Genomic DNA, 26,216 nt, shown 5'->3' with positions numbered 1-26,216 from the left:
AGAGAACATGGCAGAAGTAATTACAATGCCTCGCTTAAGCGACACTATGACAGAAGGTGTTGTTGCAGCTTGGTTAAAAAAAGTTGGAGATAAGATTTCAGAAGGAGATATCCTTGCAGAGATCGAAACAGACAAAGCAACAATGGAGTTTGAGTCATTTAATTCAGGTACATTGTTATATATTGGATTACAAGAAGGTGAATCTGCTCCTGTAGATTCGTTACTTGCTATTATAGGTACTGAAGGTGAAGATATCTCTGCATTAATCAGTGGTGGTGCTAGCGCTGCTCCTGTAGCTGAGGCTCCTGCTGCACAAGTAGAAGTTAAAGCTGATGCACCTGCTCCTAAAGCGGCTGCTATGCCTGCTGGAGTTAAGATCATTACTATGCCTCGTCTAAGTGATACGATGACTGATGGTACAGTGGCTACTTGGATTAAAAAAGTAGGTGATAAAGTACAAGAGGGTGATATCCTTGCAGAAATAGAAACTGATAAAGCAACTATGGAGTTCGAAGCTTTCGAGGCTGGAACTTTATTATATGTAGGTATTAATGAAGGAGAATCTGCTCCAGTGGATAGCGTATTAGCTATCTTAGGACCAGAAGGAACTGATGTATCTGCTATCGTAGCTGGTAGTTTTGCTGTTGAGGCTTCTGTAGAAGAGGCTCCTAAAGCTGCAACTCCTGCTGCAACTGTAAGTGTGGAGGCTACTGCTTCAACTAATGGGAGAGTATTCATTTCTCCGTTGGCTAAGAAGATTGCTGAAGATAAAGGAATAAACATTACTGATGTTAAAGGGTCAGGTGAGAATGGACGTATCGTTAAACGCGATATCGAGAACTTCACACCAGCTGCTAAGACAGTATCTCCTGTGGCTGCTGCTACAGCTGCTGTACCTGCAGTTAAGGCTTTTGTACCTGCTGGTGAAGTAAGTGTAGAGGAAGTGAAAAACTCACAAATGCGTAAAACTATTGCTCGCCGTTTAGCTGAGTCTAAGTTTACTGCTCCTCACTATTACTTAACTATCGAGTTAGACATGGATAATGCTATTGAATCTCGTAAGATTATTAATAATCTACCTGATACTAAAGTGTCATTTAATGATATGGTAGTGAAAGCATGTGCTATGGCACTTCGCAAACACCCTCAAGTAAATACGCAATGGACTGATAATGCAACTATCTATAATCACCATATCAATATAGGTGTGGCTGTAGCTGTAGAAGATGGATTAGTAGTGCCAGTATTGCCATTCACAGATCAAATGTCTCTTACTAACATCGGTGGTAAAGTAAAAGAATTAGCTGTTAAAGCTAAAACTAAAAAGCTTACTCCTGCTGAGATGGAAGGAAGTACATTCACTGTATCTAACTTAGGTATGTTCGGTATCCAATCATTTACTTCTATTATCAACCAACCTAACTCTGCTATTCTATCAGTAGGTGCTATTATAGAAAAACCAGTAGTTAAGAACGGTCAAGTGGTAGTTGGAAACACGATGGTAGTAACTTTAGCATGTGACCACAGAACAGTGGATGGTGCTACAGGTGCTCAATTCTTACAAACATTTAAAGATTATGTAGAGAACCCAGTTACTATGTTGGCGTAATCTATTTATAGTATAATACAGAGCCCTCATTCATAATGAATGAGGGCTTTTTTATTGCGATATTTTATACTATTTCGTTGCTATCCAAGAGCATTTATTTTTCATTAGTTAATATCCTTTTTGTATTTTTGATGAAAATATTTACAAATGAGATTTTTAGGTTTATTGGCTACAGTGTTGTTAGTAGGATGTGCTTCTGCTAAGGCTCCAACTGTTGCTAAAGTTAATGCTGAACAAAAGAATATTAAAGAGACGTTATACTATTTAGCTTCTGATGAATTATTAGGTAGAGATACTGGTAGCGAGGGAGGTAAGCTAGCGGCTAATTATTTGGCTAAACATTTAGAAGAGTATAAAATAAAACCTTACTATACGAGTTATAATGATACATTAAAGAATGTAAAAGAGGCTTGGAATATAGTAGGAGTTATCCCTGGTACAGATGCTGTCTTAAAGAATGAGGTAGTCGTATTAGGAGCACATTATGATCATATAGGAATAGAGAAGCCGGTAGATGGTGATTCTATTGCTAATGGTGCTAATGATAATGCAGCAGGTAGTGCTATCTTATTAGAGTTGGCTCGTAACTTAAAGCTGCAAAATAATAAGCGTACTATTATTATCGCGTTCTTCACAGGAGAGGAGAAAGGATTATGGGGATCAAAACATTTAGCAGAACGTCTAAAGGCTGAAAATGTGAACGTAGTATCTATGCTAAATTTCGAGATGCTAGGATTAGCGATGAAGAGAGATTATACTACTTATTTGACAGGATATGATCTATCTACTATGGCAACTAAGCTAAATGAATTAGCAGGTAAGTCAATCGTGGGTAAACTAGAGAAGGCAGAGGAGTTTCAGTTGTTTAAAAGATCTGATAACTATCCGTTCTATCAAATGTTTAAAGTACCATGTCAAACGTTCAGTTCTTTTGACTTTGAAAATTATGAATATTACCACCATGTAAAAGATGAAGCTCATTTAATGGATTTAAACTTTATGACTTCTTTTGCACAAGATATAATACCGGTTGTAGCTAAACTTGTTAATTTAGCTCCGGGAGAAATTAGAATGTATTAAAATGAAAAATGTAATTGTTACAGGGACAAGTAGAGGTATAGGCCTAGAGTGTGTGCAGTGGTTGTCTAAATTAGGTCATAATGTATTGGCTGTATCTAGAAAGGTATCTGACAAATTAGTAGGTTTAGATAACGTTACTTGTTTAGCTGTTGATATAACAAAAGAGGAAGACTTGCAACAAGTAGTCGCTTTTGTACAAGATAACTGGAGTCATGTAGATATCTTGATTAACAATGCAGGAGCTATTGTTAATAAACCTTTTGAAGAGATTACACAAGAAGACTTTCAATATGTCTACAATGTGAATGTATTCGGAGCAGCTCGTCTAATGCAGTTGACAGTGCCATTTATGAAAGTCAATAGTCATGTGGTAACTGTGAGTAGTATGGGAGGAGTTCAGGGAGTACTTAAATTCGGAGGCTTAGCAGCGTACAGCTCTAGTAAAGGAGCTGTGACTATTCTTAGTGAATTGCTAGCAGAGGAATATAAGGATAAAGGTATATTCTTTAATGTAGTAGCTTTAGGAGCTGTACAGACAGAGATGTTAGAAGAAGCTTTTCCTGGATACCAAGCGCCACTTATGCCAGACGAAATGGCTGAGTATATTGTGAACTTTAGTATTCATGGTAATAGATTCTTTAATGGTAAAGTGTTGCAAGTATCAACAACAACCCCTTAAAAAAAAGAAGTAATTGATAGAAACGTTACGTCCATATTTGCCGGAGCAATCTGTAGAAGCTGTATTTGAGTTGATAAAGCATTATCATGTACATTTAAAAATAGTACATGAGCGTGTTACTCGTCATGGTGACTATACACGTAATCACGATGGAAAGCATTTAATCACGATAAATTCTAATTTGAACCCTTATCGTTTTTTGATGACCTTAATTCACGAGATCGCGCATTTAGTGACATATCAAAAGTATGGTGGAAGGATAAAGCCTCATGGGGTAGAGTGGAAGAGTACCTTTCAGTTATTGATGCTTCCTTTTTTGAGAACAGAAGTATTTCCTAGTGCATTATTGCCTTTATTAGCGAATCACTTTAAGAATCCTTCAGCGAGTAGTGATACAGATGAACGTCTCTCTATAGCAATGAAGCGATATGATGTACAGGATATAAATAATAAAACGTGTTTTATATATGAGATTCCTTTGGGAAGTCATTTTAAAACATATAATGGAAAGATATTTAAACGTGGACCTATCAGGGTGAAACTGTTTGAATGTTTAGAGGTGTCAACGGGCCGTAGCTATACTTTTAAAGCAAATGCTGAAGTAGAGTTGCTTACCCATTATGTTGTAAATAGATAAGATATATGAGTTCAAATTATTATGCAGTGATAATGGCTGGTGGAGTAGGGTCACGTTTTTGGCCAGTAAGTACTCCTGAGTTTCCAAAACAATTTCACGATATGTTAGGATCTGGTGATACCTTGATTCAGAAGACGTTTAAGCGCCTGTCTCAAGTAGTGCCTAAGGAGAATATTCTTATTCTAACACATGCGAATTATAAAGAAATGGTAATGACTCAGTTACCAGCAGTACACGAGAATAATATTATATTAGAACCGGATATGCGTAATACAGCACCCTGTATACTATATGCGGCTATGAAGATTAAAAAGAATAATCCTGATGCAGTGATGGTGGTAGCACCTAGTGATCACTGGATAGAGGATGAATTACAATTCGTGTCTAACTTACAACGTACTTTTGATGTATGTGAGAGAGATAAGGTATTGATGACTTTAGGTATCTTACCTACATTTCCTAACACAGGTTATGGGTATATAGAGTTCAATAAACTAGATTCACGTCCGATTAAAAAGGTAGTTCAGTTTAGGGAGAAGCCTGACTATGTAACAGCTCGTAAGTTTGTTCAAAGTCGCCACTTCTTGTGGAACTCAGGTATCTTTATTTGGAGCGTAGGTGCTATATTAGATGCCTTTGCTGAGTTTCAACCTGCAATGATGGAATTGTTTAATGAAGGATATGATTTGCTAAACACAGATGGTGAAAAGGCGTTTATAGAAGAGAATTACTCTAAGGCAGAGAATATCTCTATAGATTATGCTGTTATGGAAAAAGCGAATAACGTATATGTACAACCCGCTACATTTGATTGGAACGACTTAGGAACTTGGGGGTCTTTATACGATAAGTTGCCTAAGGATGAGAATGAGAATGCTGTGGTGAATGCAACTGCATTCTTTAATAACGCTACTAATAACATCGTTAGAACGGCTAAGGGGAAAGTAGTAGTAGTAGATGGTCTTAATGACTATATTATCGTAGATAAGGATGATATCTTACTGCTATACCCTAAGAAGAAAGAACAAGAAATCAAAGTAGTAAGTCAGCTAGTGTCTGATAAACTGAAAGAATAGTAATAAAAATATACTATATAAAAAAAGGAGTAATGTTAATCACATTACTCCTTTTTTACATTTATTTCTTCTCGTTTCCGATTTGTCTCATTGCTTGACGAACCATTCTAAAAAGTTCTGATGAGTATACGAAGTCTACTACATCTTCATTGTCTGTCTGAATGATTTCTTTGTGGTTACCAGACCATGCTAATACACCATTCTTTAAGAATACGATATGCTCACCTATTTCTAGTACAGAGTTCATATCGTGTGTGTTGATAACAGTCGTGATGCCATACTCATGTGTGATCTCTTGAATTAAGTTATCGATAACGATAGCTGTTTTCGGGTCAAGACCTGAGTTAGGTTCATCACAGAATAAGTATTTTGGGTTATTTACTATTGCTCTTGCGATAGCTACCCTCTTCTGCATACCTCCTGATATCTCTGACGGTTTCTTTTTATTTGCATTGATAAGGTTAACTCGGTCAATAACTTCGTTAACTCGTTGTGCTACTTCCTCGTCAGATTTGTTAGTAAACATTTTTAGAGGGAAAGCGATATTTTCTTCTACAGTCATAGAGTCAAATAGAGCACTTCCTTGGAATACCATTCCAATTTCAGTTCTTAAATCTCTTCGTTCAGAAGAGGTAAGTTCTGTAGATATTCTACCATCAAAACTAATTATTCCTGAATCAGGAGTGTGTATACCTAATAGTGTTTTAAGCATTACTGTTTTACCAGAACCACTTTGTCCGATGATAAGGTTTGTTTTACCTGTTTCGAATGTAGTACTAATACCTTTAAGTACCTGCGTACCATCAAACGACTTTTGTATGTTTTTTACTTCAATCATTTCTTAGTTGCTTAAAAGTAGAGAGGTTAATATATAGTTGGTTAAGATAATAGCTACACTCGTCCATACGAATGAAGTAGTACTCGCTTTACCTACTTCTAATGCTCCACCTTTCATATAATATCCAAAGTAAGATGGTATAGTTGCTAATAAGAACCCAAATAAGAAGGTCTTAATAAAAGCATATGTAACGTGGAATGGTGTAAATGAATCTTGTAAACCAATGATAAACTGCTCAGATGTAACGAAGTTACCCATAACACCACCAAACCATCCACCAACAATTCCTAAGAACATACTGATACCGATCACAAAAGGATATAACATTACCGCTACTAGCTTAGGAAATACCAAATAGTTTAGTGAACTAACTCCCATTACTTCTAAAGCATCTATCTGCTCTGTTACACGCATCGTACCAATACTAGAAGTAATAAATGATCCCATCTTACCTGCCATAATGATAGAGATAAAGGTAGGAGCGAACTCTAGGATGACAGATTGTCTAGTAGCGAACCCGATAAGATACTTAGGTATAAGTGGGTTAGTTAAGTTAAGTGCAGTTTGGATAGCTACAACACCTCCAACGAAAAACGATAGGAACGCTACAATACCTAAAGATCCGATGATTAGATCGTCTATCTCTTTAAATATAAGTACTTTCATAACCTTCCATTTGGTCATTTTGCTAAACATTTCCTTTAGCATTATAAAGTACTGTCCTATATGTGTTAATCCAGATTTTATCATAAATATTAAAATATCGGCTAAATTACCAATTACAAATGAGTTTTAAGTTTATTAACGCAAAAAAATGGTTAGACCAGTTTTGATTTAATCTTTTTCCAACGGTAATTGCGAATGAATGTACCTTGCTCATCTGTCACTAAGTAAGGTTGTTTTTCATTCTTTGCTTTATAGTATCCCTTTATGTAGTCAATAAATAAGAAAGGCTTCTGCTTTTTCATTGCTAGTTTAAGAGCGGCAATAGACGTAATGACAATACCGTAATGCAATCTATAGAACGCTTCACCCTGTTTATAACGTGCAGCCTTGTTATACATTGCTCCGGTAGGTTTAAGATGTTTGACTTTTAGCGTATCTATAGTGACTATCTTCCAGTTATAGAATCTACATAATAGTTCATCTACGGTATCCCATCCCATAGCTGGCTTAAGACCTCCTATCTGTTTAAAGCATTCTATTCGATATGCTTTAAATGCCCCTCTAATATGATCTTTATCTGTCAAGCTCTCTATTACCCATTGGTTGTCTTTCTCGATGTATGCAAATCCCCCCACCATACCAATAGATTTATCTTTCTTAAATTGGTTAGCGATAGTCATAAAGTAATCAGTTGGCAAGATAAGATCTGCGTCTAACTTTACGATGAAGTCATAGTCTTCTAAATTATCCACTTGTGCTAAGCCGTAGTTAAATGCCTGTATAACCTTGCTTCCTGGTAAGTGAATTGCTTCTGAAGCCTTATTGATTAGGCCTATATATGGTACACTAGCATAACTTGTCTCAACTAGGTTAGCGGTATCATCTGTAGAATTATCATTCACGATTATTACACGAGAGGGTAACAATGTCTGCTGTGTTAAACTATCTAAAGTCTGCTCTATAAAAGCCGACTCATTATAAGCAGGCATGATAACTAGGTATTTCATGTAATGATATTTGTACAACTATAGTACTCTACAATAAAGAACTAAGCTGCTTAAGATTTACAAATTTAAAAAAAATAGTAGTTAAGCACTTATTAGCAAGTATATTTGTATTTGATTAACAGAGTTACGCATTATTATGCAGGATAAAATATCAACTAAACAGGCATTTCTTTTTACCCTTATCAACTACATCGGTGTATTGATAGGAGTGGTGTCGACTGTATTAGTCTATCCTCAAGATAAAGAATTGCTAGGTATTATCCGCTTTGTAGATGCGTGTGCGCAGATTATGTTCCCGATCATTGTATTGGGAAGTACACATGCATTGATTAACTTTTATCCTAAACTTAGTGAACGCCTGCAGGGTAAACTCTTTAGTTTTAGTCTGCTCTCTATGGCCAAATTAACGATAGGAGTAGGGGTGCTACTCTTTTTGGGTTCTTTTGTGTATCAAGGAGCAGAGATGAAATACGTTATTATGGGGTTCATATTAGCGATTTCTATGGCGTATATCGAACTCTTTAGAAGACAAGCAACCAACTTACAGCGTATATCATTCCCTACATTCTTTGAGAAAATAATCCCTAAGATAGCTTTGCCTACTGTGTTTCTGATGGTAATCTATACAAGCTTCTCAGTAGATCAAGCAGTTTGGTATTATATTATAGCCTATTATATCATAGCTATCGTTATCGGTAGTTATATACATAAGCATTTTAAATACAGTTGGCATTGGAAGTATGAAGACTTGTTCGCTTACGTAGGGAAGAAGGAATACTATGCTTATAGTCTATTTGCTTTTGCAGGAAGTTTTGGTTCTTTCTTTGCGTTTAGAGTGGACTCTCTGATGATTCCTTACTTTATTTCGTATGAAGCAAATGGGACATATAATATCGGAGTTACTTTAGCGTCAACACTTGCTATACCTGCTACGGGGGTATTTGCCTTATATGCACCTATTATCTCAGATTTGATTAAGAGAGCAGAGTTGCGTACGTTAAATATGAAATATAAAGAGGTCGCTCGTAATCTATTCTTTATAGGGATGCTTTTGTTTAGCTGTGTTGCAGTTGGTATAGAGCCACTTTTTAAACTATTGCCAACGTATGATAAGTTAGCTCCCTCTATTCCTATTATATACTTATTGGGGATTAATGTAGTGATTAATATGTCGACAGGCTTTAGTACAGAGATTATCTCTTATTCTAAGTATTATCGTTTTAACCTTGTCTCTATTTTGAGCCTGATGGTTTTAAACGTTGTGCTGAACTATGTTTTACTTGCGTATACAGATTTAGGAATATTCGGTGTGGGACTAGCATCATTGTTGTCTCTAACATTGTTTAATGTAGCTAAGACCTATTATATCTATCAGAAGATGAAGTTGTGGCCATTTGATAAGAACTTCTTTCTATTGTTCTTATTAATGCTTGTGTTTGGAGTAGTTGTATTCTTTATCCCTGCTAGTTCACATACGCTGATAGATTTGATTGTAAAGGTAGGTTTAGTTATAGTGCTTAACTTTATCATTGTATTCAAGACTAATTGGGTGACAGGAGTAAAGGCCATGTTAGATAAACTACTTCGCAAGTTTGGGCTGTAGTGAATTGCTAGCCAATATTTTTTGTATAAACCCAAAACAGTATTAGCTAAAGACACTATACAATTCTACTTCCTTACTCTTTAATCATATTGAAAATTAACAATTAAAACCTTTTTTTGTATTATTGCTTTTGGTTTATACGGCTATTAGATATTCTATGTTTAACCATAAGTTCATTATTTCAACACTAGCTCAACACTGCTTCAAGATTAGTACTACTAATAGGCTTATATGTGGAGAAATCTTGAAGAAATGTTGAGGTAATTCTATCAATGACAGATTTGCTCAAGTCTTGTGCCAACATTGCATATTAGCCCAATAACGCAGATGAATTCTACTTCATAGTTCTAAAAGCATACTATAGCATAGTTTAGTAATCTAATTCTAACCTATTTTGTATACTTGCTTTTCGTTTATAGGTCTATCGAAAAGGTGAAAAAAAATACGCGAGGCCTTATAATAATTGACCTCGCGTAATACATTAAAACTCTTTATTTCCGTTATAATCTCAATTCTCCGGAATAACTTTCTTCTTAATCTTCGTTAGAAGGAATATCGTTGCTATAATACACAGACTTCCCAAGTAATCCATTAATTCAAAGTTGACACCGAAGTATGTTACTGCTATTAATGTAGCTGATAAAGGCTCTGCACAGGCTAGAAGGCTAGCGCGCTGTGGACCGATATTTTTAATCGCCATTAGGAAGATATAGAATGGTATCAGTGTCCCTAAGAAGATGATAAATAGCACGGCTAAGTAAGTATCTCTATCCCATATACCTTCTAATTTATGCGGAGGATGTATGATACTCATCGCTATCCCTGCTATCAGCATACTCCATCCTATAATAGCGATAGGGCTATATCTATCTAATAAATGTATAGGCATCAGTGTATATACTGCTAATGCGATAGCTGATGCAATACCCCAAGCTAAAGCTGTAGGTGTGATGTTTAGTGTGTTTATATCTCCATGTGTCACTAGTAAGAAAGTACCTAACATCGCCATACCGATAGCTAAGAACTCTATAGGTTTAGGCCATTTCTTCAGTCTTAATGCTAGATAGATGGCTATAAATACTGGGCCGGTATACTGTATCACTGTAGCTGTAGCTGCGTTAGAGTGTAAGATCGTTACGAAGTAAGTGTACTGGACAGTTAGCATCCCTAGGATACTAAATAAGACAAGCTGTATAGCATACTTCTTGTCTTTCCAAATGTTCGTTATATCAGGATTCTTCTTAACGATTCCGAATAACAACATTAATACACCTGAGATAAGAAGACGAACAGTCACTAACCATTCTGCGTTAAACTCTTTTTCTCTAAAAAGGAACTGAGCAAAAGCTCCTGAAACTCCCCATAGCATCGCTGCGAATATAGCAGATGCGAAGCCTACAAACTTATTATTTAATTGCATTTTTAACAACGTACTCTAGGTACATTTAAAGTTGAACGATATAGTAATACCTTAAATCTGCAACTACTATTTACTGCGAATAAATTCTACTTTACATAGCTTCAATTAGCTCTAAAACCACACTACAGTGTGCTTTAATCACTAATATTGCTCTGTTTTGTACAATTCATTCTCGTTTAAACGTTATCTGCAGATTTAAGGTGGTAGAAAGACTCTCTCTACCTAAACACTTGGACAAAATTACAGATAATTAAGTGTGTTATTTAATAAAATCTAGATGAATATAAGAATTACCTACTCCATATATAATGTAATATTTTAAGAAGGGTATTTCTAGTTTAAACACAGAAGCACTACACATTCGACAATATATTTTTACTTTCACAACTGCCATAATTTGGTAGTCTGTAATAGCAATGTTGACGAAGGTGTAGTGCTTGCTTATTTAAAGCCTAATGAATGCGTGTTGTTATGTAGCTGACTTCTTCTCTTTATTATAAAGTTTGATACTAATTAGAATAGCGAATAGTAGGGCGATAGCGACTAGTAAGTAACGTATCCCTAATTCTGATGACGAAGTTATCTTACCTGTTGACGAGATTAGAAGTGTCATAAATGAAGTCAAGACATATACTAGTCCTCCCATTAATCCACCTGCTGTACCTGCATTATTTGGGAACTGCAACATTGTAGAGGTAAAGAAGTTGTTAAACAACGTACCTGAACAGATGTGTATTAAGAATAGGAATCCTATCAAGATAGGTAAACTTTCTATCCATAGTGTAGAGCATAGTAGTAAGGCGATAAGTGAGACCTGTACTAACGAGGGGTGTAGTGCTTTAGGTTTTAAATCTAAGTGCATTCTTCTTTTTCCGATTACGCCTCCTAACATCCATGAGAACCCTAGTACTAGTGTACAATAGCCGATAACAACAGAGTTAAACTTAAAGGTATCTTCTATTAAGAAAGGTCCTGCTATATTAAAGATCATTACGATAGAGTAACTTAATCCTAGTATTAATGTACCGATCATAAATCTCTTCTCACTCAGCATCATCTTATATAAGCCTAATGTATCTGATAGGTTAAACTTCTTCTTCTCAGGAATACTTTCTCCGCTTATACACAGGTCTAAGATTAGTAGTACACCTGCATAGATGGCTAGGAAGTAGAAGTTAGCATGCCAATTAAATAGCTTCTCTAAGTATCCACCTAAGAACGGCGCTAATATAGGGCCACATGACCATACAATAGTAAAATAGCTTAGGTAGTACTGTCTCTTAGTTTCATCATAGATGTCTATAAAGATAGCTCGTGTAGCAACTACTAAGGTAGAAATAGCCATACCTTGTATTATTCTCATTATACAGATATAGAATATGCTATCCATCTGTGTAATGCTTAAATTAGTAATAATTAGGATTAGTAAGGCTACTAAACGCGGTTTATAACGACCGATGTTATCTAATAGACTACCTACGAATATCTGTGAGATTCCATAGCTTAATAGGTAGCAGGTAAGTGTGAGTTGTATATCTTGTTCTGATACTGCTAATCCTTTTGCCATAGCAGGGAAAGAGGGTAGGTATATATCAGTGACAAAGCCCGATAGGGGAATGGAACAAAAGGCTAGTATGGTGGCTAGTTTTTTTCTTTGTTCGCTTGCTTCTCTTAGCATAAATTACAATTGTTGTTTCAGAAGCAAAAGTAAGTTTATAGATGATTCTGTCAATTAAATATCTCAAAGGGATAATTGCAAAAATCAAAGATTGATTACATTGGGCTTTTATATTTCAAAGGTGTAATACCTGCGTGTTTTTTAAAGAAGTTATTAAAGTGTGAGGGTTGATCGAAGCCTAATGTATATCCTACTTCTGCTATATCCCAACAGGTGTTTTTAAGTAGATTCTTTGCTTCGTCAAATAAACGTTCTTTTATTAGCTGTGTTGTGGTCTTGTTTGTAGCCAATTTAATAGATGCATTTAGATGATTGACATGTACACTTAGTGCTGTCGCATAGTCAGATGCGGTCTTTAGATTTAAAGGATAAGCAGGTGAGTCTAGTGGAAATTGCTTATTTAGCAAGGCATCGAATTGTCTATATAGCCTAGTGCTACTAGTAGATTCTTCTAGTTTTACATCTTCCACCTTAAGTTGTAATGCTTGATGTAAAAGTAGTGCTAAGAGGTTTCTGATAATCTCAAACTTTAAGGGATAGTCACTCTGTGCCATCTCATACATCTGTTTAAAGTAAGTAGAGGCAAGCTCTTGCTGTACTTCATTTAAGAAAATAAAGGGGTTGCTCCATTCTTTAAATAACGAAGTTTTCTTAAAGAATTCTATCGTGCTGTGCTCTACTAGGAACTCTTGGTTAAATAGACAGAAGTATCCTTCTTGTTGATTGCTTAAGCATTCCCATTCATAAGGTATCGTAGGGCAGGGTAAGAATAAAACAGGTTTATCGATTACTATTCTGTGATCTCCATATTTAAATACCCCTTCGCCTATGATTAAGCAGACTTTATAGTAATCACGTCTGTTATAGGGAGTATTAAAGTTACAGTATTTGCGGATGTTAATATTAAAGTGTGATTTGCCACATTGATAGTCAGATATATCAAAGGCATAATGACTTACTGTATTCTCTCTGTAGTGATCACTGATCGTCTCTAAGTCTTTACTCATAGCTTAATATATATCTGAATGAGGAGCAAAGTTACTAAAATCAAATAAGTAAGGATATAGTTATGCTGATAAAATAACGAATAGAGGAGTTTTTATTATTTGTGAGTTCAGTTAGAAAGCCTAGTCTGTTTTTATATTAACTCTACAACTTTAGGAGATTAACAGGATTGCATTTAAGGTTATCTGTTTTGATCAAGTTGTTGCGATAGATGCCTTCTTTATAAGCATCTAGGTGGTTTTTTGCTATTATTATATTTAATTTGGTAAAAAGTGAAAAGTATTGATTTTTACTAAATTATTTCATGTGTTATGTGTAGTAAAGTGCATTTTGTGTAGTTTGTTTTAAATTTTGTTAATAGGTTATCTTCTAAAATACAGCCGTTTATTTAAAATTGGCACTACTCTTGCTATTAAATAAGTACTACTTATAGTTCATTTTTTGATACAAAAGATGAAGTATAGGAATAAAAAAGTTGTTTAATAGAAACTAGTGTGTCTTGAGTAATTTAGATCGTTTATTAAAGTTTATCATGGCAGTAGCAACACTGCTATTGATTATTGATCTCTTTGATTTTTTTAATAATAGGTTAGTTCGTTATACATGTTACTTAGTTTTAGGAGTTTGTGCTGTAGCACTATTTTATCTAAGCAAACATTATGAAGAAGAAAAACAAGAAAATGAAGAGTAATAGTATGGTGTTTAACAGGAAAAAGTAACCCCAAAAGAAAGATTGTTCTCTCTTTTGGGGTATAGTATTTATACTTGATAAGTAAATGCATTAATATTCATTCCTGCTCCAACTGAAGCAAATAGAATAACATCTCCTTTCTCTAGACAGTGAGATTCAAGTTGTTTGTTGACTAACATATCGTATAGTGTAGGCAATGTAGCTACACTGCTGTTCCCTAACTTTTGGATATTCATAGGCATAATATGCTTAGGCATTTCCATGTTGTATAGCTCGTAGAATCTTTTGACAATAGCCTCATCCATCTTTTCATTGGCTTGGTGTATCATCACCTTTTTTATTTTAGTAATATCCACTCCACTTTTATCTACGCAACTCTTCATAGCTAAAGGAACATTACTAAGAGCGAACTCATATATCTTACGACCAAACATTTTGATATATTTAGTGTCCTTATCTAAGTCAGGATTATAAGACTTACCGAAGTGTATAAAGTTAGCTTCATCATAAGTAAAACTAGCTGACTCTACTGACAGTATACCTCCTTCTTCATTCGTTAGCTCTAGTATCGTAGCACCTGCTCCATCAGCATAGATCATAGAATCTCTATCGTGTAAGTCTACAACTCTAGATAATGTCTCAGCACCTATTACTAGACAGCGTTTTGCCATACCTGCTTTCATAAAAGCATATGCTTGAATCACACCTTGTAACCATCCTGGACAACCGAATAATATATCGAATGCGACACATGAGGGATTGTTTATCTTAAGATTGTGTTTTACTCTTGAAGCTAGACTAGGTACACTATCAGACTGTATTGTACCATGTTTTACATCACCGAAGTTATGAGCTAGAATAATATAGTCTAATGTCTCAGGATCTATGCCTGCTTTTTTAATTGCATTTTCTGCTGCGATTGTAGCTATATCACTACTTACAAGAGTGTCTTCTACATATCTTCGCTCTTCTATACCTGTAATCTGTTGTAGTTTATATGATATACGTGCATTAGTATCTTTTAGAGGTGTACCATGTTCATCTCTAAAGTCAAATAGTTCGAAGCTATTATTATCTATTACTTTAGTTGGGATGTAAGATCCTGAACTCAATATTTTTATATTCATAGTATCAGCTTAAGGTTATAGGAGGGGTCAAACTTAGAATATTCTTCTGATTAAATATATGATTTTTTTCAGCTTTTTGAATTATTCTAAGTATCAATGTTTAGATAGTCGTTTTTATATATAGCACTACCTATGATAATGCTAATAAAATCTATTTATTGTGTAATATGATTTAAAGGTACTAAAATAAATGATAATACGATACATCTACCTTATTTCTTATAAAGTGAGTCCTTGTAAGTAGTGATAATATCTGCTAATTCTTTATTATTAGCGTTGCTGTAAAATGTTATGACAGTGTCTAAATATTTCTCAGTAGGTATAAAGTTGTAATGCATTGATTTACTTAGTTTCTCAAATGAATCTTGTATTAATGTTGGATTCGTTTTAATATCTTTAAAATTAATCTGATAACCATCGAAAATATATCTCAGTCCATCTAGATTACCCTTCATCGGTATACTACCATGGTCTTCGCCATCATATTGTGCATATTTATAAGCGAGATTAGTCAGAGTTTTACTACTAAGTAATTCATTAAAAGAACGTATAGCATTATAGTGATCTGATAGATGACCTTTGTTTTCACTTTCACCTACTTGAGTTAAGTATAGCCTTCTGTGTTTAAAATCTTTATTGGGTTTAGAAGTATATTCTTTCAATATAACCTTATCGTCCCACCAAATACTTGGATCATGTACGATATAAGCATTAGACATATCGGTATAATTAAGTAGGTTATTTAAAGCAGTAATACCACCAAAAGAATGACCAATAAACACCTTGTAATCTAAGGTTCTATCGATGTAAGGAAATAACTCTTGATTTATGAATTTAAAAAACTCAGTATTACCTCCATTATCACCTTTTATTTTGCTAGCCTGCTCTTTAGACATATTTTCAGCAAGAACTTTAGTAGGAGTAAGGTCTCTTGTTCTGTTTGTATTTATGATACCAACTATAATCATTTCGGGAATAGCAGGATAAGGATATTTGCTAAGTTTATCTATATAAGCTGTTAGATAGTTAAAGTTAGTTTCACTATCTAAGAGATAAATCACAGGATACTTCTGATGAGGATATTTAGTTTCATTGTAACCTGGAGGTAAGTAGATCTGAATAGTTCGATCCTCATTTAGTATACTTGACTTTATAGTGTAAGACTTACCTATTTCTATTGGTTGTTGTGCATGTATATTTAGAGAGAATAGAGCATTCAAAATGAATAAAGTAGCACATATTATTTTGGTCATGATATCAGTTTTGTAGAATTCTATTAATAGTACAAATATAGTGTGTTATTTATATCGGTTCTATTTTGTTAAAAAATAAGTTCTTTTACGGGTCATATAATATGTAGTTATTATCTTGTACTAACTAAAGAGAAGTTTGAAAATGAATAGATTAGTTGTTGTTTTTGTTGCGCTAATGAGCGCATTTTGTATGTATGGTCAGAGTGTAAAGCCTAAGGTAGAACTTAAGGTGTTAGACTCTAAAGTTACTGATAATAGCCTAGTAACGATAGTGCTAATGAATAATACTGACGATACGTATTGGTTTCCATGGGATACATCAGAGTTAGCTTATGCAGCTAGTATCGGTAGTACATACGAGAATCAAGTGTATGTATTAAGACAGAGAGTTTACAATGAAAAAACCAAGGTAGACGAGCCTACATTAATGAGTGGTGATTATGATTCTGAGGATTTATTAAAGAGATGGAACGAGAGACTTAGCGCTAAGAAAGTTACTGATTATGTGATTGTAAAGCCTAAAAACTTCGTGCAGCTTCGATTACCTTTTAAAGTTGTTCAAAAGATTGCACCTGCTTGGTATGCTGCAAAAGAAAAAGTAACTGAAGGGGGTTATAAATATTATGTGAACTATACGTATAATGCTAAAGCGGTAGAGCAGATAGTTAATCCTGAATTGTTAGAAGAAGTAAATAAATTAGGATATAAAATATATCACGAGCCACTGGAATCTAAGAAAGTAGCAATAGTGAAGAAATAAAAAAAAGAGAAGTATATCCCATATACTTCTCTTCTTGTTAAAAAACAGCTGTATAAAATTATACGAATTATTGGCACTTGTAAAATTAGCTATAGTAGTTGTTAAATTATATGATAGTTATCAGTTTAGAGAATTTTTTAATTTATCTCTGAAACTTATATAATTACCGTGTCATTTTTATCACAATATATAGCAAGTCCTAAAGTTATAGTATGGGCTTATTTGCTTTAGACTCCTATATATTCGGTAGTAACATCAATGTCAAAAACCAAGTATGTATAAAATGTTTGAATTGTATCTCTATTTACTAATAGTTGTTTGAAATGTTATAACTATTGAGAGGTTAGCTATCTTACTTTTGTACTAGGTGATAATGATGCATTCATTTTTAATGAGATGTTTGTTATTTAAAAGAATTGTCTTAGTGCTAGGCAATTCTTTTTTTTGTATTTACCTGATGTTTCTTAAACTGTGAAATCTAGTTTATCTTTGAGTTTTTAAATTCCAATTCAGTTGCCTTATGCTAGATAATAAACATACTTCACTATACTTTAATTCTCTAGTAGACATCATGAATAGTAAGGATATGACTACACGTTCTAGATACAGACTGCTAAGAGGGCTATTAGAGAAGATATGTAAGTATGTTACGAAAGATGAGGTAGTACAGTTTTCTAATTTATTTTCTCGTGTGTCATTTATTTGTAATAAGTATCAGGCTAGCCGTGTGATCCATAACTTTAGGATGATTAGCAACGAGCTAGGGAAGCACGATTCTGCTGATTTAGATCGATACTTCGCTACCTACTGGATGGATGTGAATAACTTCATCTCGTTTATTTATGACGTTCCTATCCCTGATGAGAATAGGCAGCACTTTGCGTTTAACATACTTCGGTTAGAAGTTAAGCATATCGAATTTGAACAAATTATCGATAAACTTCGTGTGAATGTCATCGACCTAAAGGGAAATACCCTTATCTGTGAGGTAGAGGATGCTGCTGATGATATACCTATCAAAGTTCAGATTATGGAAGAGGGAGTGAACAGTGCATTTAATACCATAGATCAGATATGGGCAGGAGCAACACTTCACTTAATAAACATAGGGATAGATGATCAACAAATTTACCACCCTAAGATATTTATACTAGAGCCAGACTATCTTATCGATGTATCTGCTATAGCAGAATGTTTTCAAGACTATGGAACGTCTTCTCTGAGCTTTATCAAATCAAAGTTTGATGAGATTCCTAATAATAAGCATTTATTACTGGGAAACTTTGCCAATGCTGTGATGGATGAGCTGGTAGGTGCGGAGGATGCATCTACTGTACTGTTTAATACAGTATTCATTAATCACTTTGAGAACTATCCTTTCGAGCATACCGCTTGCCCGGATATATTAGATATAAAGAACTTTAAACAGTATACGCTAGACTGTGAGACACACTTTAATACAATCAAAAGAGTGTATCTAGAGGAGTTTGTTTATTACGGAATTACTAAGGAGGGGGATATCAGTCTAGAGCCTAGCTTTATGTGTAATGTATATGGTGTACAGGGGCGACTAGATTTGTTGCATAGCGTACGGACAGATCATCTAAAGACAACTATCGTAGAACTTAAATCAGGAGGAACTGTGTATCCTGATGATGGTGTAGGGGTGAAGCCTAATCACGCTGTACAGTTATATTTATATCATCTGATGCTGTCTGTAGTTAATAAAATACCTTACAAAGATATCGGTAATGAGAAATATTTAAGTGGTTTTATCTTTTACAGTAAAACAAGGACAGGTAATCTACGTACGGATCGTATCAACTTAAGTAGGGTACAAGAGATCTGTGAAGTGCGTAATAAGATTATACTCAATGAACAAGTCTTAAAGTCTGATGATCTAGAGAAGATAGCATCAAGGCTTGATTATATAAAGGGGGAGTATATAGTACGTGATCCTAATGTGAATACGAAGTTTAAGGCCATGCTGTATAAGCAGATAAACGAGTTTACACAGGTGTTAGAACGATGTAGTTCATTAGAACGTGCTTACTTTTATTCATTTGTGAGTTTTATCGCAAGGGAGCAGTATATCAGTAAACTTGGTGCAGGTAATCAAGAGGGAAGTCACGGTTTGGCGAGTCTATGGATAGATTCTGATGAGGTAAAGAGAGACAAGTATAGTATCTTAAGTGATCTTGAGATTAGGGAAAATAAAATATCTGAACACGAGAAGATGATTTGCTTTAATCGTACGTTAGCAGACGACTTTGTTAATTTCAGAAAGGGTGACGTATGTGTCTTATATCCTCGTAAAGATGAACGCGATACAGCTGCTAATCATCAAATATTTAAGTGTACTATACAGCAGATCAGTAAAGAGAGTGTGACAGTAGTGTTTAGGCATAAACAGAGGAGTATAGCCTACTTTAATCAGTATAATCGATGGGCGTTAGAACGCGATTCTATGGATTCTTCGTTTACAAGTATGTATAAGAGCTTATATGCTTTTATGAGTGCTCCGAAGTCTAAACGTGAAGTAATACTAAATGTACTTCCTCCTAAACAAGGTGTAGATTATGGATATTATAAATCGACATTATCTATCGAGCAAAATAGAATACTTAACAATGCGCTATCTACAGAAGACTATTATGTGCTAAATGGCCCTCCGGGTACAGGGAAGACTTCTCATATTATTAAGGAACTAGTAGAAGAACTATACACGAATACAAAGCAAAATGTACTGCTATTAGCGTATACGAATAAGGCAGTGGATGAGCTATGCGGTGCGGTAGAAGAGGCGCTTGCTGATGTAGAGGATATAGATAAATATGTGCGCATCGGTAGTCCGCTATCTAGTAGTAGCAAATACGAACATAGATTACTAAATACAATTATCAATAGGGAGAGTGAGACATTAGAGCTGACAGGGCGTAAGTTTACTCGTAATGTATTGGCAAATATTATTCGCAAAAACAGAGTGTTCTTATCTACGGTAGCGACAATGTCAGGTAAGAATGATGTGTTTAAGCTAAAGCAATTTGATACTGTGATTATAGATGAGGCATCTCAGATATTAGAACCTCAAATCATAGGGTTGTTACCTAAGTGTAAACGGGTGATTATGATAGGTGATCATAAACAATTGCCTGCTATCGTGGTACAGAGTGAAGTACTGTCTAAAACGAATAACTCTCTGTTAGAACAAATGGGGCTAGTGGATAGACGTAACTCACTATTTGAGCGTCTATATAACTTCTGTCAACTGCATAATCTAAACTATGCGTATGATACGCTAACGTATCAAGGACGTATGCATAGAGAGATAGCAGCGTTTCCGAATATTGCCTTTTATGAGGGGAGGTTAAAAGAGGCATATACTTTAGAGAATTTGACTGCTGAAGCAAAAAAAGGACTGAGCAGACAGTTAGCTCCTCTAGCATTTAAGGTTATAGAGAATGATACTTTAGGTAATTTATTAGGGCAAAATAGAGTATTGTTTATCAATGTAGAGGAACAAGAATTGGGTCTTCAAAAGAAAACGAGTATTAGTGAAGCAACGTTTATTATCAAAGCTCTTCAGAAGATAGTAATGTTATATCAATCTAATGGTGAGGTAATCGACCTGAGTAAACGTATTGGGATTATAGCTCCGTTTAAAAATCAGATCGCTCTAATCAAGAATAAACTTGAAGAGAGTGGGGTAGAACAAGCGGCTGATATCGTAGTGGATACAGTAGAACGCTTTCAGGGTGGGCAACGCGATATTATCATTTACTCTTTTACAGTCAATGAGGTACTACAACTAGATAGTGTCGTTAGCTTTAATGAAGATAAGACTGTAGATAGAAAACTGAATGTTGCACTAACGCGTGCTAAAGAACAAATGATTATTATAGGTAACGCTAGTGTACTTAGTCACAATCCACTGTATAAAGACTTGATCACTTTTATAAAAGAGCAAGAGGGGTATTATGATTTGAGTGCTTTAGAGTAATCAGTAAGATTGTTAATAAGTGTGTTGATAACCCTGTTTATAAGTAGGAGTAGTCTAGTATGTATTGTTAATAACTCTGTACTCCCAGTTGGAGCTTTGTTATTGGTTTAAAGTATTTAATTTTTTATTATTCAGAGTGTTATGTTTTTTGTGTGGTACTTTTAATATTGTTTATAACTGTTGATAATAGATTTTAAAGTTATTAACAATGTTGTTGATAAGTGTAGTGTAATGTTTTTTTTTGAATGCAATGATTTTAATACTATTTTAGTTATTCTAACCAATAGTATTAAAATTATGACAAAAGTGATTAAAATTTCAAGCTTATTATTTCTAGCTTTTCTAAGCTTAAGTTGTAGTGCAACTAATAATATAAAGCAAAAAGAAAAGATTCGAGCATTGACAACTAGGCAATTTGATGCCAATTCAAAAGAAGTATTTAATGTTATGCTTGATATTCTCAAAGATGAAAATGTGCAGATTTATTCAGCAAATGAAAATACAGGAGTTCTATCTGCAAAGAGTGTAGATAAAGTGCCTTTTGGATTACAAATGCTTAGTACAATAGCTGTAGGTAGTACAACAGAGCGCTATGTTTATACTTATTCGTTTTCAGTGAAAGATTTAGGTAATAATAAAACTGAAGCTAAATTATTAATTTATCAAGTTAGTCATGATAATGATTTTACAGGAGATAATGTAGTGCAGACTAGTAGTGAAGGTTTATTAAAAAGCAAAAAGTTATATAAGCATTATTTTGAGTTAATCCAGAATAAACTGTAGACATAAAAAAAACGCCATCGTAATGATGGCGTTTTCTGTATAGTTAAAGCGGTTAAGCTTAGTTCTCCATATAAACTTCGATAGGAGCACAAGAACACACTAAGTTTCTGTCACCATAAGCGTCATCAATACGACGTACAGTAGGCCATAACTTGTTCTCAGCTACGTAAGGAAGAGGGTAAGCTGCTTTCTGTCTAGAGTAAGGAAGATCCCAGTTATCAGCTGTTAATAAAGCTAATGTATGAGGAGCATTCTTAAGCTCGTTAACAGGGTTATCAAGCGTTGCATTCTCGATCTCTTGACGAATAGATGCCATTGCATCACAGAATTTGTCAAGCTCTTGTTTGCTTTCACTCTCTGTAGGCTCGATCATTAAAGTACCAGCAACAGGGAAAGAAACAGTAGGAGCGTGGAAACCGTAATCGATAAGACGTTTAGCGATATCCGTTACTTCAATACCTTTTTCTTTAAACTCACGTACATCAACGATCATCTCGTGTGCAGCACGTCCTTTCTCTCCTGTATATAGGATAGAATAGTGCTCCTCAAGACGAGACTTCATATAGTTAGCGTTTAAGATCGCTTGTTGAGTTACTTTAGTAAGTCCTTCAGTACCTAACATAGTGATATAACCGTAAGAGATTAAACACACTAATGCAGACCCATAAGGAGCAGCAGAGATAGCTGTGATACCTTGTTCACCACCTACTTTAACCACAGGGTTAGTTGGTAAGAAAGGTACTAAGTGCTTAGCCACACAGATAGGTCCTACACCAGGTCCACCACCACCGTGAGGGATAGCGAAAGTCTTGTGTAAGTTTAAGTGACATACGTCAGCCCCGATATTAGCAGGGTTAGTGATTGCCACCTGCGCGTTCATATTCGCACCATCCATATATACTTGTCCTCCGTTATCGTGGATGATTTGAGTAATCTCCATAATAGCAGACTCATATACACCATGTGTAGATGGGTAAGTAACCATAAGACAAGATAAGTTGTCTTTATATTGTTCAGCTTTAGCTTTTAAGTCAGCCACGTCGATGTTTCCTTCAGGAGTTGTTTTTGTAACAACTACTTTCATACCAGCCATAGCCGCAGATGCAGGGTTAGTACCGTGTGCAGATGCAGGAATAAGAGCGATATCACGTTGGAAGTCATTTCTAGAGTGGTGGTAAGCACGGATAGCCATAAGACCAGCGTACTCTCCTTGAGCACCAGAGTTAGGTTGTAACGTAGTACCAGCAAAACCAGTAATCACGTTTAATTGTTGCTCTAAACCGTGTAACATTTCTAAATATCCTTGTGCTTGATCAGCAGGAACGAATGGGTGAACATTGTTCCACTGTGCGTTACTCAAAGGCAACATCTCAGCAGCAGCATTTAGTTTCATTGTACATGAACCTAAAGAGATCATAGAGTGGTTAAGAGCTAAGTCTTTACGCTCTAGTTTTTTGATATAACGCATCAACTCAGTTTCTGAGTGGTAGCTGTTAAATGCAGCGTGTTGTAAGAACTTAGAAGTACGTTTTAACTTCGCTTGGTATTTTACTTCAGTGCTTAATGCAGTAACTTCTACAGCAGGTTTACCTACTACTTGAGCGAATACATTAATGATAGCATTAACATCAGCTACTTCTACTGTTTCGTTTAACGAGATAGAGATAGTGTTAGCATCGATATAGTTGAAGTTGATATTATTTGCTTCAGCGATAGCTTTTACTTTAACAGCATCAGCTTTCACTAAGATAGTGTCAAAGAAGTTAGCGTTAACTTGCTCGATACCTAATTTACCTAATTCAGTAGCTACAGTTACAGCTTTAGCGTGGATTAAAGAAGCGATAGTAGTCAATCCTTTAGGTCCGTGGTACACTGCGTAGAAACTAGCCATAACAGCTAATAATACTTGAGCAGTACAGATATTAGATGTAGCTTTCTCACGTTTGATGTGTTGCTCACGAGTCTGTAAAGCCATACGCAATGCGTGGTTACCATCAGCATCTTTAGATACTCCGATGATACGACCTGGCATACTACGCTTGTACTCTTCTTTAGTAGCGAAGAAAGCAGCGTGAGGACCTCCGAATCCTAATGGAATACCAAAACGTTGAGTAGTACCTACTACTACATCAGCACCCATTTCTCCTGGAGGAGTTAATAGCACTAATGACATAATATCAGCAGCTACAGCTATTTTAATATCTTTTGCTTTTGCTTGGTTGATAAAGTCAGCATAGTCAGCAACTACACCGTGTTTACCTGGGTACTGTAAGATAGCTCCAAAGAATTCTTCTGAGAAGTCAAATTCTTCGTGGTTACCTACTACTAATTCAACACCAAAAGGAGTAGAACGAGTCTGTAATACAGATAAAGTTTGTGGTAAGATTTCTTCAGATACGAAGAATTTCACTACGTTGTTTTTCTTTTGATCTCTTGTTCTAACATCGAATAATAAGATCATTGCTTCAGCAGCAGCAGTAGCTTCATCAAGAAGAGAAGCATTTGCAATCTCCATACCTGAAAGCTCGATAACAGTAGTTTGGAAGTTTAATAAAGCTTCTAAACGACCTTGAGCTACTTCAGCTTGGTAAGGAGTATAAGCTGTGTACCATCCTGGGTTTTCGAATACATTACGAATAATAGCTGCTGGAACTACCGCCTCGTTATATCCTAACCCGATGAAAGTACGGAATATTTTATTCTTGTTTCCCAATGCTTGTATATGAGATAAATACTCATACTCAGTCATAGCTGGAGCAAGATTTAAGTCTTCTTTTAGACGAATAGTGTCTGGGAAAGTTTCGTTGATTAATTGATCAATGCTGTCAGCTTTCACTGTTTTAAGCATTGCTGCCATATCCTCAGGACGAGGACCAATGTGTCTTAATGCAAATGCGTTTGTTTTCATTTGGACAATAAATAAAAGTTGTGTTTAATCACACAAAAATAACCATTAATCTGACAATTGTATATTTATATCGATTAATTTTGGCAAGTTGTTGAAAACAACCTATTCTAACTTGTGTAGTATATGGATTTAATGAAGAATAAACTTATCGATTTTTACTTAAATGGTAGTTTCCACGTTGCATTTTCTGCTTTAGCGATGACGCAAATGACCTATTATTTATGTCATATTCCCTTTGATTATAACGTTTCGATAATGGTATTCGCAGGTACATTAGCTTCTTATAATTTTATTAAGTTCAGCTCACTGTGGTATAGAAAGAAGAGTGAATTATCGCCTAAGTTTAAAGGCATATTCTTTATAAGTTTAATAGCCTTAGCTGTTGCTACTGTTACGTTCTTCAGTATAAGTCTAAAGGCGCAACTGACTACAATAGCACTAGGATTGTTATCTATACTATATGCTGTGCCACTAGGAAATAATCTTCCTAATCTGCGCAATGCCGCAGGAATAAAAGTATATGTTGTTTGTTTTAGTTGGGCAGGAGTTAGTCTGCTAATACCCGCTTTTAATGCTGGACTAGACTTTTCATTAGATATTTTTATCAAGTTCGTACAGCGATTCTTACTCTGTTTTATTATTATGGGAGTGTTTGAAATCGTTGATTTGCAGTTTGATAGTTCTAAATTACGCACATTACCACAGGTATGGGGGGAGAGAAAGACTAAGATTATCGTGTCTCTACTATTGATTCCTTTTTATGTGATTGAGTTCTTTAAGGTTGGCTTTCAACCTATACAAGCGTGGAATAATCTATTTATAGTACTACTGACTTTAGTATTTATTGCCTACGCATCACCAAAACGCTCTAAGTTCTTCACCTTGTTTTGGGTAGAGAGTGTTCCTATTATATGGTGGTTAATCGTTGTTTTTCAGGGCAATGCTTTTGTGTTAGAGTAATAAGTATTGTTTGTTTACGTTATTATACTATGTCTATATCAAGTAGACAAATAGAGAGTAGTATGAAAGAACAAAAGGAAAATGACGATAGTAAAGAGGAATTATCAGCTGTTTATAACTACATTATTTTAGGAATAATTAGTTGTTTTTGGTGGTATTATACTCCTGAGATAGTAGGAGATGCAATTTTTGAATCTTTTTATTATGCACTTAAGGTAAATGAATTGCTTGTTCTGATTATATTGCCTGTGTTAGTGTTTTTACTACCTAATGCACTATATTTCGGAATAGGCATTGGGATCGATCGTATGTTTAAGAAGAGCAAATCTTCTCAGAATACTTATTACATAGTGTTAACTATGTGTTTGGTTTTTACAGCTATTTTGTATGTTTATTATATCTGTGAAGGTTTAAAAAATGGACGTTACTAAAAAGA

The 26,216-nt window shown here is 35.0% G+C and carries 21 protein-coding genes; 12 read left to right on the top strand and 9 right to left on the bottom strand.

All coding sequences use genetic code 11. The features are described from left to right. Positions 1 to 7 precede the first annotated feature (7 nt). From CF599_RS00585 to CF599_RS00565, 5 genes are all read left to right on the top strand, one after another. Entirely contained in the window at positions 8 to 1,609 is a 1,602-nt protein-coding gene (locus tag CF599_RS00585; protein WP_121964106.1) for a dihydrolipoamide acetyltransferase family protein, read from the top strand. 147 nt (positions 1,610 to 1,756) lie between these two features. Continuing rightward, the gene (locus CF599_RS00580) at positions 1,757 to 2,689 is read left to right on the top strand and encodes a M20/M25/M40 family metallo-hydrolase (protein ID WP_121964105.1); all 933 of its coding nucleotides are present in this window, start codon (positions 1,757 to 1,759) and stop codon (positions 2,687 to 2,689) included. Between the two features lies 1 nt (position 2,690). Beyond that, positions 2,691 to 3,368: an SDR family oxidoreductase gene (locus CF599_RS00575; RefSeq protein ID WP_121964104.1), complete on the top strand. Its 678-nt coding sequence runs from the start codon at positions 2,691 to 2,693 to the stop codon at positions 3,366 to 3,368. 13 nt (positions 3,369 to 3,381) lie between these two features. Next, positions 3,382 to 4,005 (top strand): SprT-like domain-containing protein, encoded by a 624-nt coding sequence (locus CF599_RS00570; protein ID WP_121964103.1) that lies wholly within the window; start codon positions 3,382 to 3,384, stop codon positions 4,003 to 4,005. 5 nt (positions 4,006 to 4,010) lie between these two features. Continuing rightward, positions 4,011 to 5,081 (top strand): mannose-1-phosphate guanylyltransferase, encoded by a 1,071-nt coding sequence (locus tag CF599_RS00565; RefSeq protein WP_121964102.1) that lies wholly within the window; start codon positions 4,011 to 4,013, stop codon positions 5,079 to 5,081. Between the two features lie 61 nt (positions 5,082 to 5,142). Here CF599_RS00565 and CF599_RS00560 read toward each other — a convergent pair whose 3' ends face one another. The 3 genes from CF599_RS00560 to CF599_RS00550 all read right to left on the bottom strand — a co-directional run bounded on the left by CF599_RS00560 (position 5,143) and on the right by CF599_RS00550 (position 7,592). Then, on the bottom strand, positions 5,143 to 5,919 hold the full coding sequence (locus CF599_RS00560; protein WP_121964101.1) for an ABC transporter ATP-binding protein: 777 nt from the start codon (positions 5,917 to 5,919) through the stop codon (positions 5,143 to 5,145). Between the two features lie 3 nt (positions 5,920 to 5,922). Beyond that, entirely contained in the window at positions 5,923 to 6,669 is a 747-nt protein-coding gene (locus tag CF599_RS00555; RefSeq protein ID WP_006259573.1) for an ABC transporter permease, read from the bottom strand. A gap of 68 nt (positions 6,670 to 6,737) precedes the next feature. Then, positions 6,738 to 7,592: a glycosyltransferase family 2 protein gene (locus tag CF599_RS00550; protein ID WP_173835500.1), complete on the bottom strand. Its 855-nt coding sequence runs from the start codon at positions 7,590 to 7,592 to the stop codon at positions 6,738 to 6,740. Between the two features lie 136 nt (positions 7,593 to 7,728). Here CF599_RS00550 and CF599_RS00545 point away from each other — a divergent pair, with 136 nt between their 5' ends. Continuing rightward, positions 7,729 to 9,195 (top strand): lipopolysaccharide biosynthesis protein, encoded by a 1,467-nt coding sequence (locus CF599_RS00545; RefSeq protein ID WP_121964100.1) that lies wholly within the window; start codon positions 7,729 to 7,731, stop codon positions 9,193 to 9,195. Positions 9,196 to 9,703: 508 nt separating this feature from the next. Here CF599_RS00545 and CF599_RS00540 read toward each other — a convergent pair. The 3 genes from CF599_RS00540 to CF599_RS00530 all read right to left on the bottom strand — a co-directional run bounded on the left by CF599_RS00540 (position 9,704) and on the right by CF599_RS00530 (position 13,300). Next, entirely contained in the window at positions 9,704 to 10,615 is a 912-nt protein-coding gene (locus CF599_RS00540) for a DMT family transporter (protein WP_121964099.1), read from the bottom strand. A gap of 469 nt (positions 10,616 to 11,084) precedes the next feature. Beyond that, positions 11,085 to 12,293 (bottom strand): MFS transporter, encoded by a 1,209-nt coding sequence (locus CF599_RS00535; protein WP_121964098.1) that lies wholly within the window; start codon positions 12,291 to 12,293, stop codon positions 11,085 to 11,087. Between the two features lie 95 nt (positions 12,294 to 12,388). Further along, positions 12,389 to 13,300, bottom strand: coding sequence for an AraC family transcriptional regulator (locus tag CF599_RS00530; protein ID WP_121964097.1), 912 nt, complete (start codon positions 13,298 to 13,300; stop codon positions 12,389 to 12,391). 530 nt (positions 13,301 to 13,830) lie between these two features. Here CF599_RS00530 and CF599_RS19470 point away from each other — a divergent pair. Beyond that, complete coding sequence (locus CF599_RS19470) at positions 13,831 to 13,989, top strand: hypothetical protein (protein ID WP_158221759.1); 159 nt, start codon at positions 13,831 to 13,833, stop codon at positions 13,987 to 13,989. A 68-nt stretch (positions 13,990 to 14,057) separates the two neighbouring features. Here the strand turns inward: CF599_RS19470 and CF599_RS00525 are convergent, their stop codons facing one another. Both CF599_RS00525 and CF599_RS00520 read right to left on the bottom strand, forming a co-directional pair. Further along, complete coding sequence (locus tag CF599_RS00525; protein ID WP_121964096.1) at positions 14,058 to 15,116, bottom strand: 3-oxoacyl-ACP synthase III family protein; 1,059 nt, start codon at positions 15,114 to 15,116, stop codon at positions 14,058 to 14,060. 212 nt (positions 15,117 to 15,328) lie between these two features. After that, positions 15,329 to 16,369 carry an alpha/beta hydrolase gene (locus CF599_RS00520; protein WP_121964095.1) on the bottom strand — a complete coding sequence of 347 codons (1,041 nt, stop codon included), beginning with the start codon at positions 16,367 to 16,369 and terminating at the stop codon, positions 15,329 to 15,331. Positions 16,370 to 16,511: 142 nt separating this feature from the next. On the opposite strand from CF599_RS00520, the gene CF599_RS00515 reads away from it, so the two are divergent. From CF599_RS00515 to CF599_RS00505, 3 genes are all read left to right on the top strand, one after another. Further along, positions 16,512 to 17,129, top strand: coding sequence for a hypothetical protein (locus tag CF599_RS00515; protein ID WP_121964094.1), 618 nt, complete (start codon positions 16,512 to 16,514; stop codon positions 17,127 to 17,129). 520 nt (positions 17,130 to 17,649) lie between these two features. Next, a complete protein-coding gene (locus CF599_RS00510; protein ID WP_121964093.1) occupies positions 17,650 to 21,129 on the top strand; it encodes an ATP-binding protein in 3,480 nt (1,159 codons plus the stop codon). Positions 21,130 to 21,426: 297 nt separating this feature from the next. After that, positions 21,427 to 21,912 (top strand): hypothetical protein, encoded by a 486-nt coding sequence (locus tag CF599_RS00505; RefSeq protein ID WP_121964092.1) that lies wholly within the window; start codon positions 21,427 to 21,429, stop codon positions 21,910 to 21,912. 58 nt (positions 21,913 to 21,970) lie between these two features. Here CF599_RS00505 and gcvP read toward each other — a convergent pair whose 3' ends face one another. Then, a complete protein-coding gene (gene gcvP / locus CF599_RS00500; protein ID WP_121964091.1) occupies positions 21,971 to 24,820 on the bottom strand; it encodes an aminomethyl-transferring glycine dehydrogenase in 2,850 nt (949 codons plus the stop codon). Positions 24,821 to 24,943: 123 nt separating this feature from the next. On the opposite strand from gcvP, the gene CF599_RS00495 reads away from it, so the two are divergent. Both CF599_RS00495 and CF599_RS00490 read left to right on the top strand, forming a co-directional pair. After that, the gene (locus CF599_RS00495; RefSeq protein ID WP_121964090.1) at positions 24,944 to 25,780 is read left to right on the top strand and encodes a hypothetical protein; all 837 of its coding nucleotides are present in this window, start codon (positions 24,944 to 24,946) and stop codon (positions 25,778 to 25,780) included. 62 nt (positions 25,781 to 25,842) lie between these two features. Continuing rightward, entirely contained in the window at positions 25,843 to 26,211 is a 369-nt protein-coding gene (locus tag CF599_RS00490; protein WP_143824780.1) for a hypothetical protein, read from the top strand. Positions 26,212 to 26,216 lie beyond the last annotated feature (5 nt).

It is taken from the genome of Myroides sp. N17-2 (assembly GCF_002286775.1).
In the GTDB taxonomy this organism is placed as follows: Bacteria; Bacteroidota; Bacteroidia; order Flavobacteriales; family Flavobacteriaceae; genus Flavobacterium.
The sequence above is the reverse complement of the archived record's forward strand: the minus strand, read 5'-3'. Positions and strand labels throughout refer to the sequence as shown.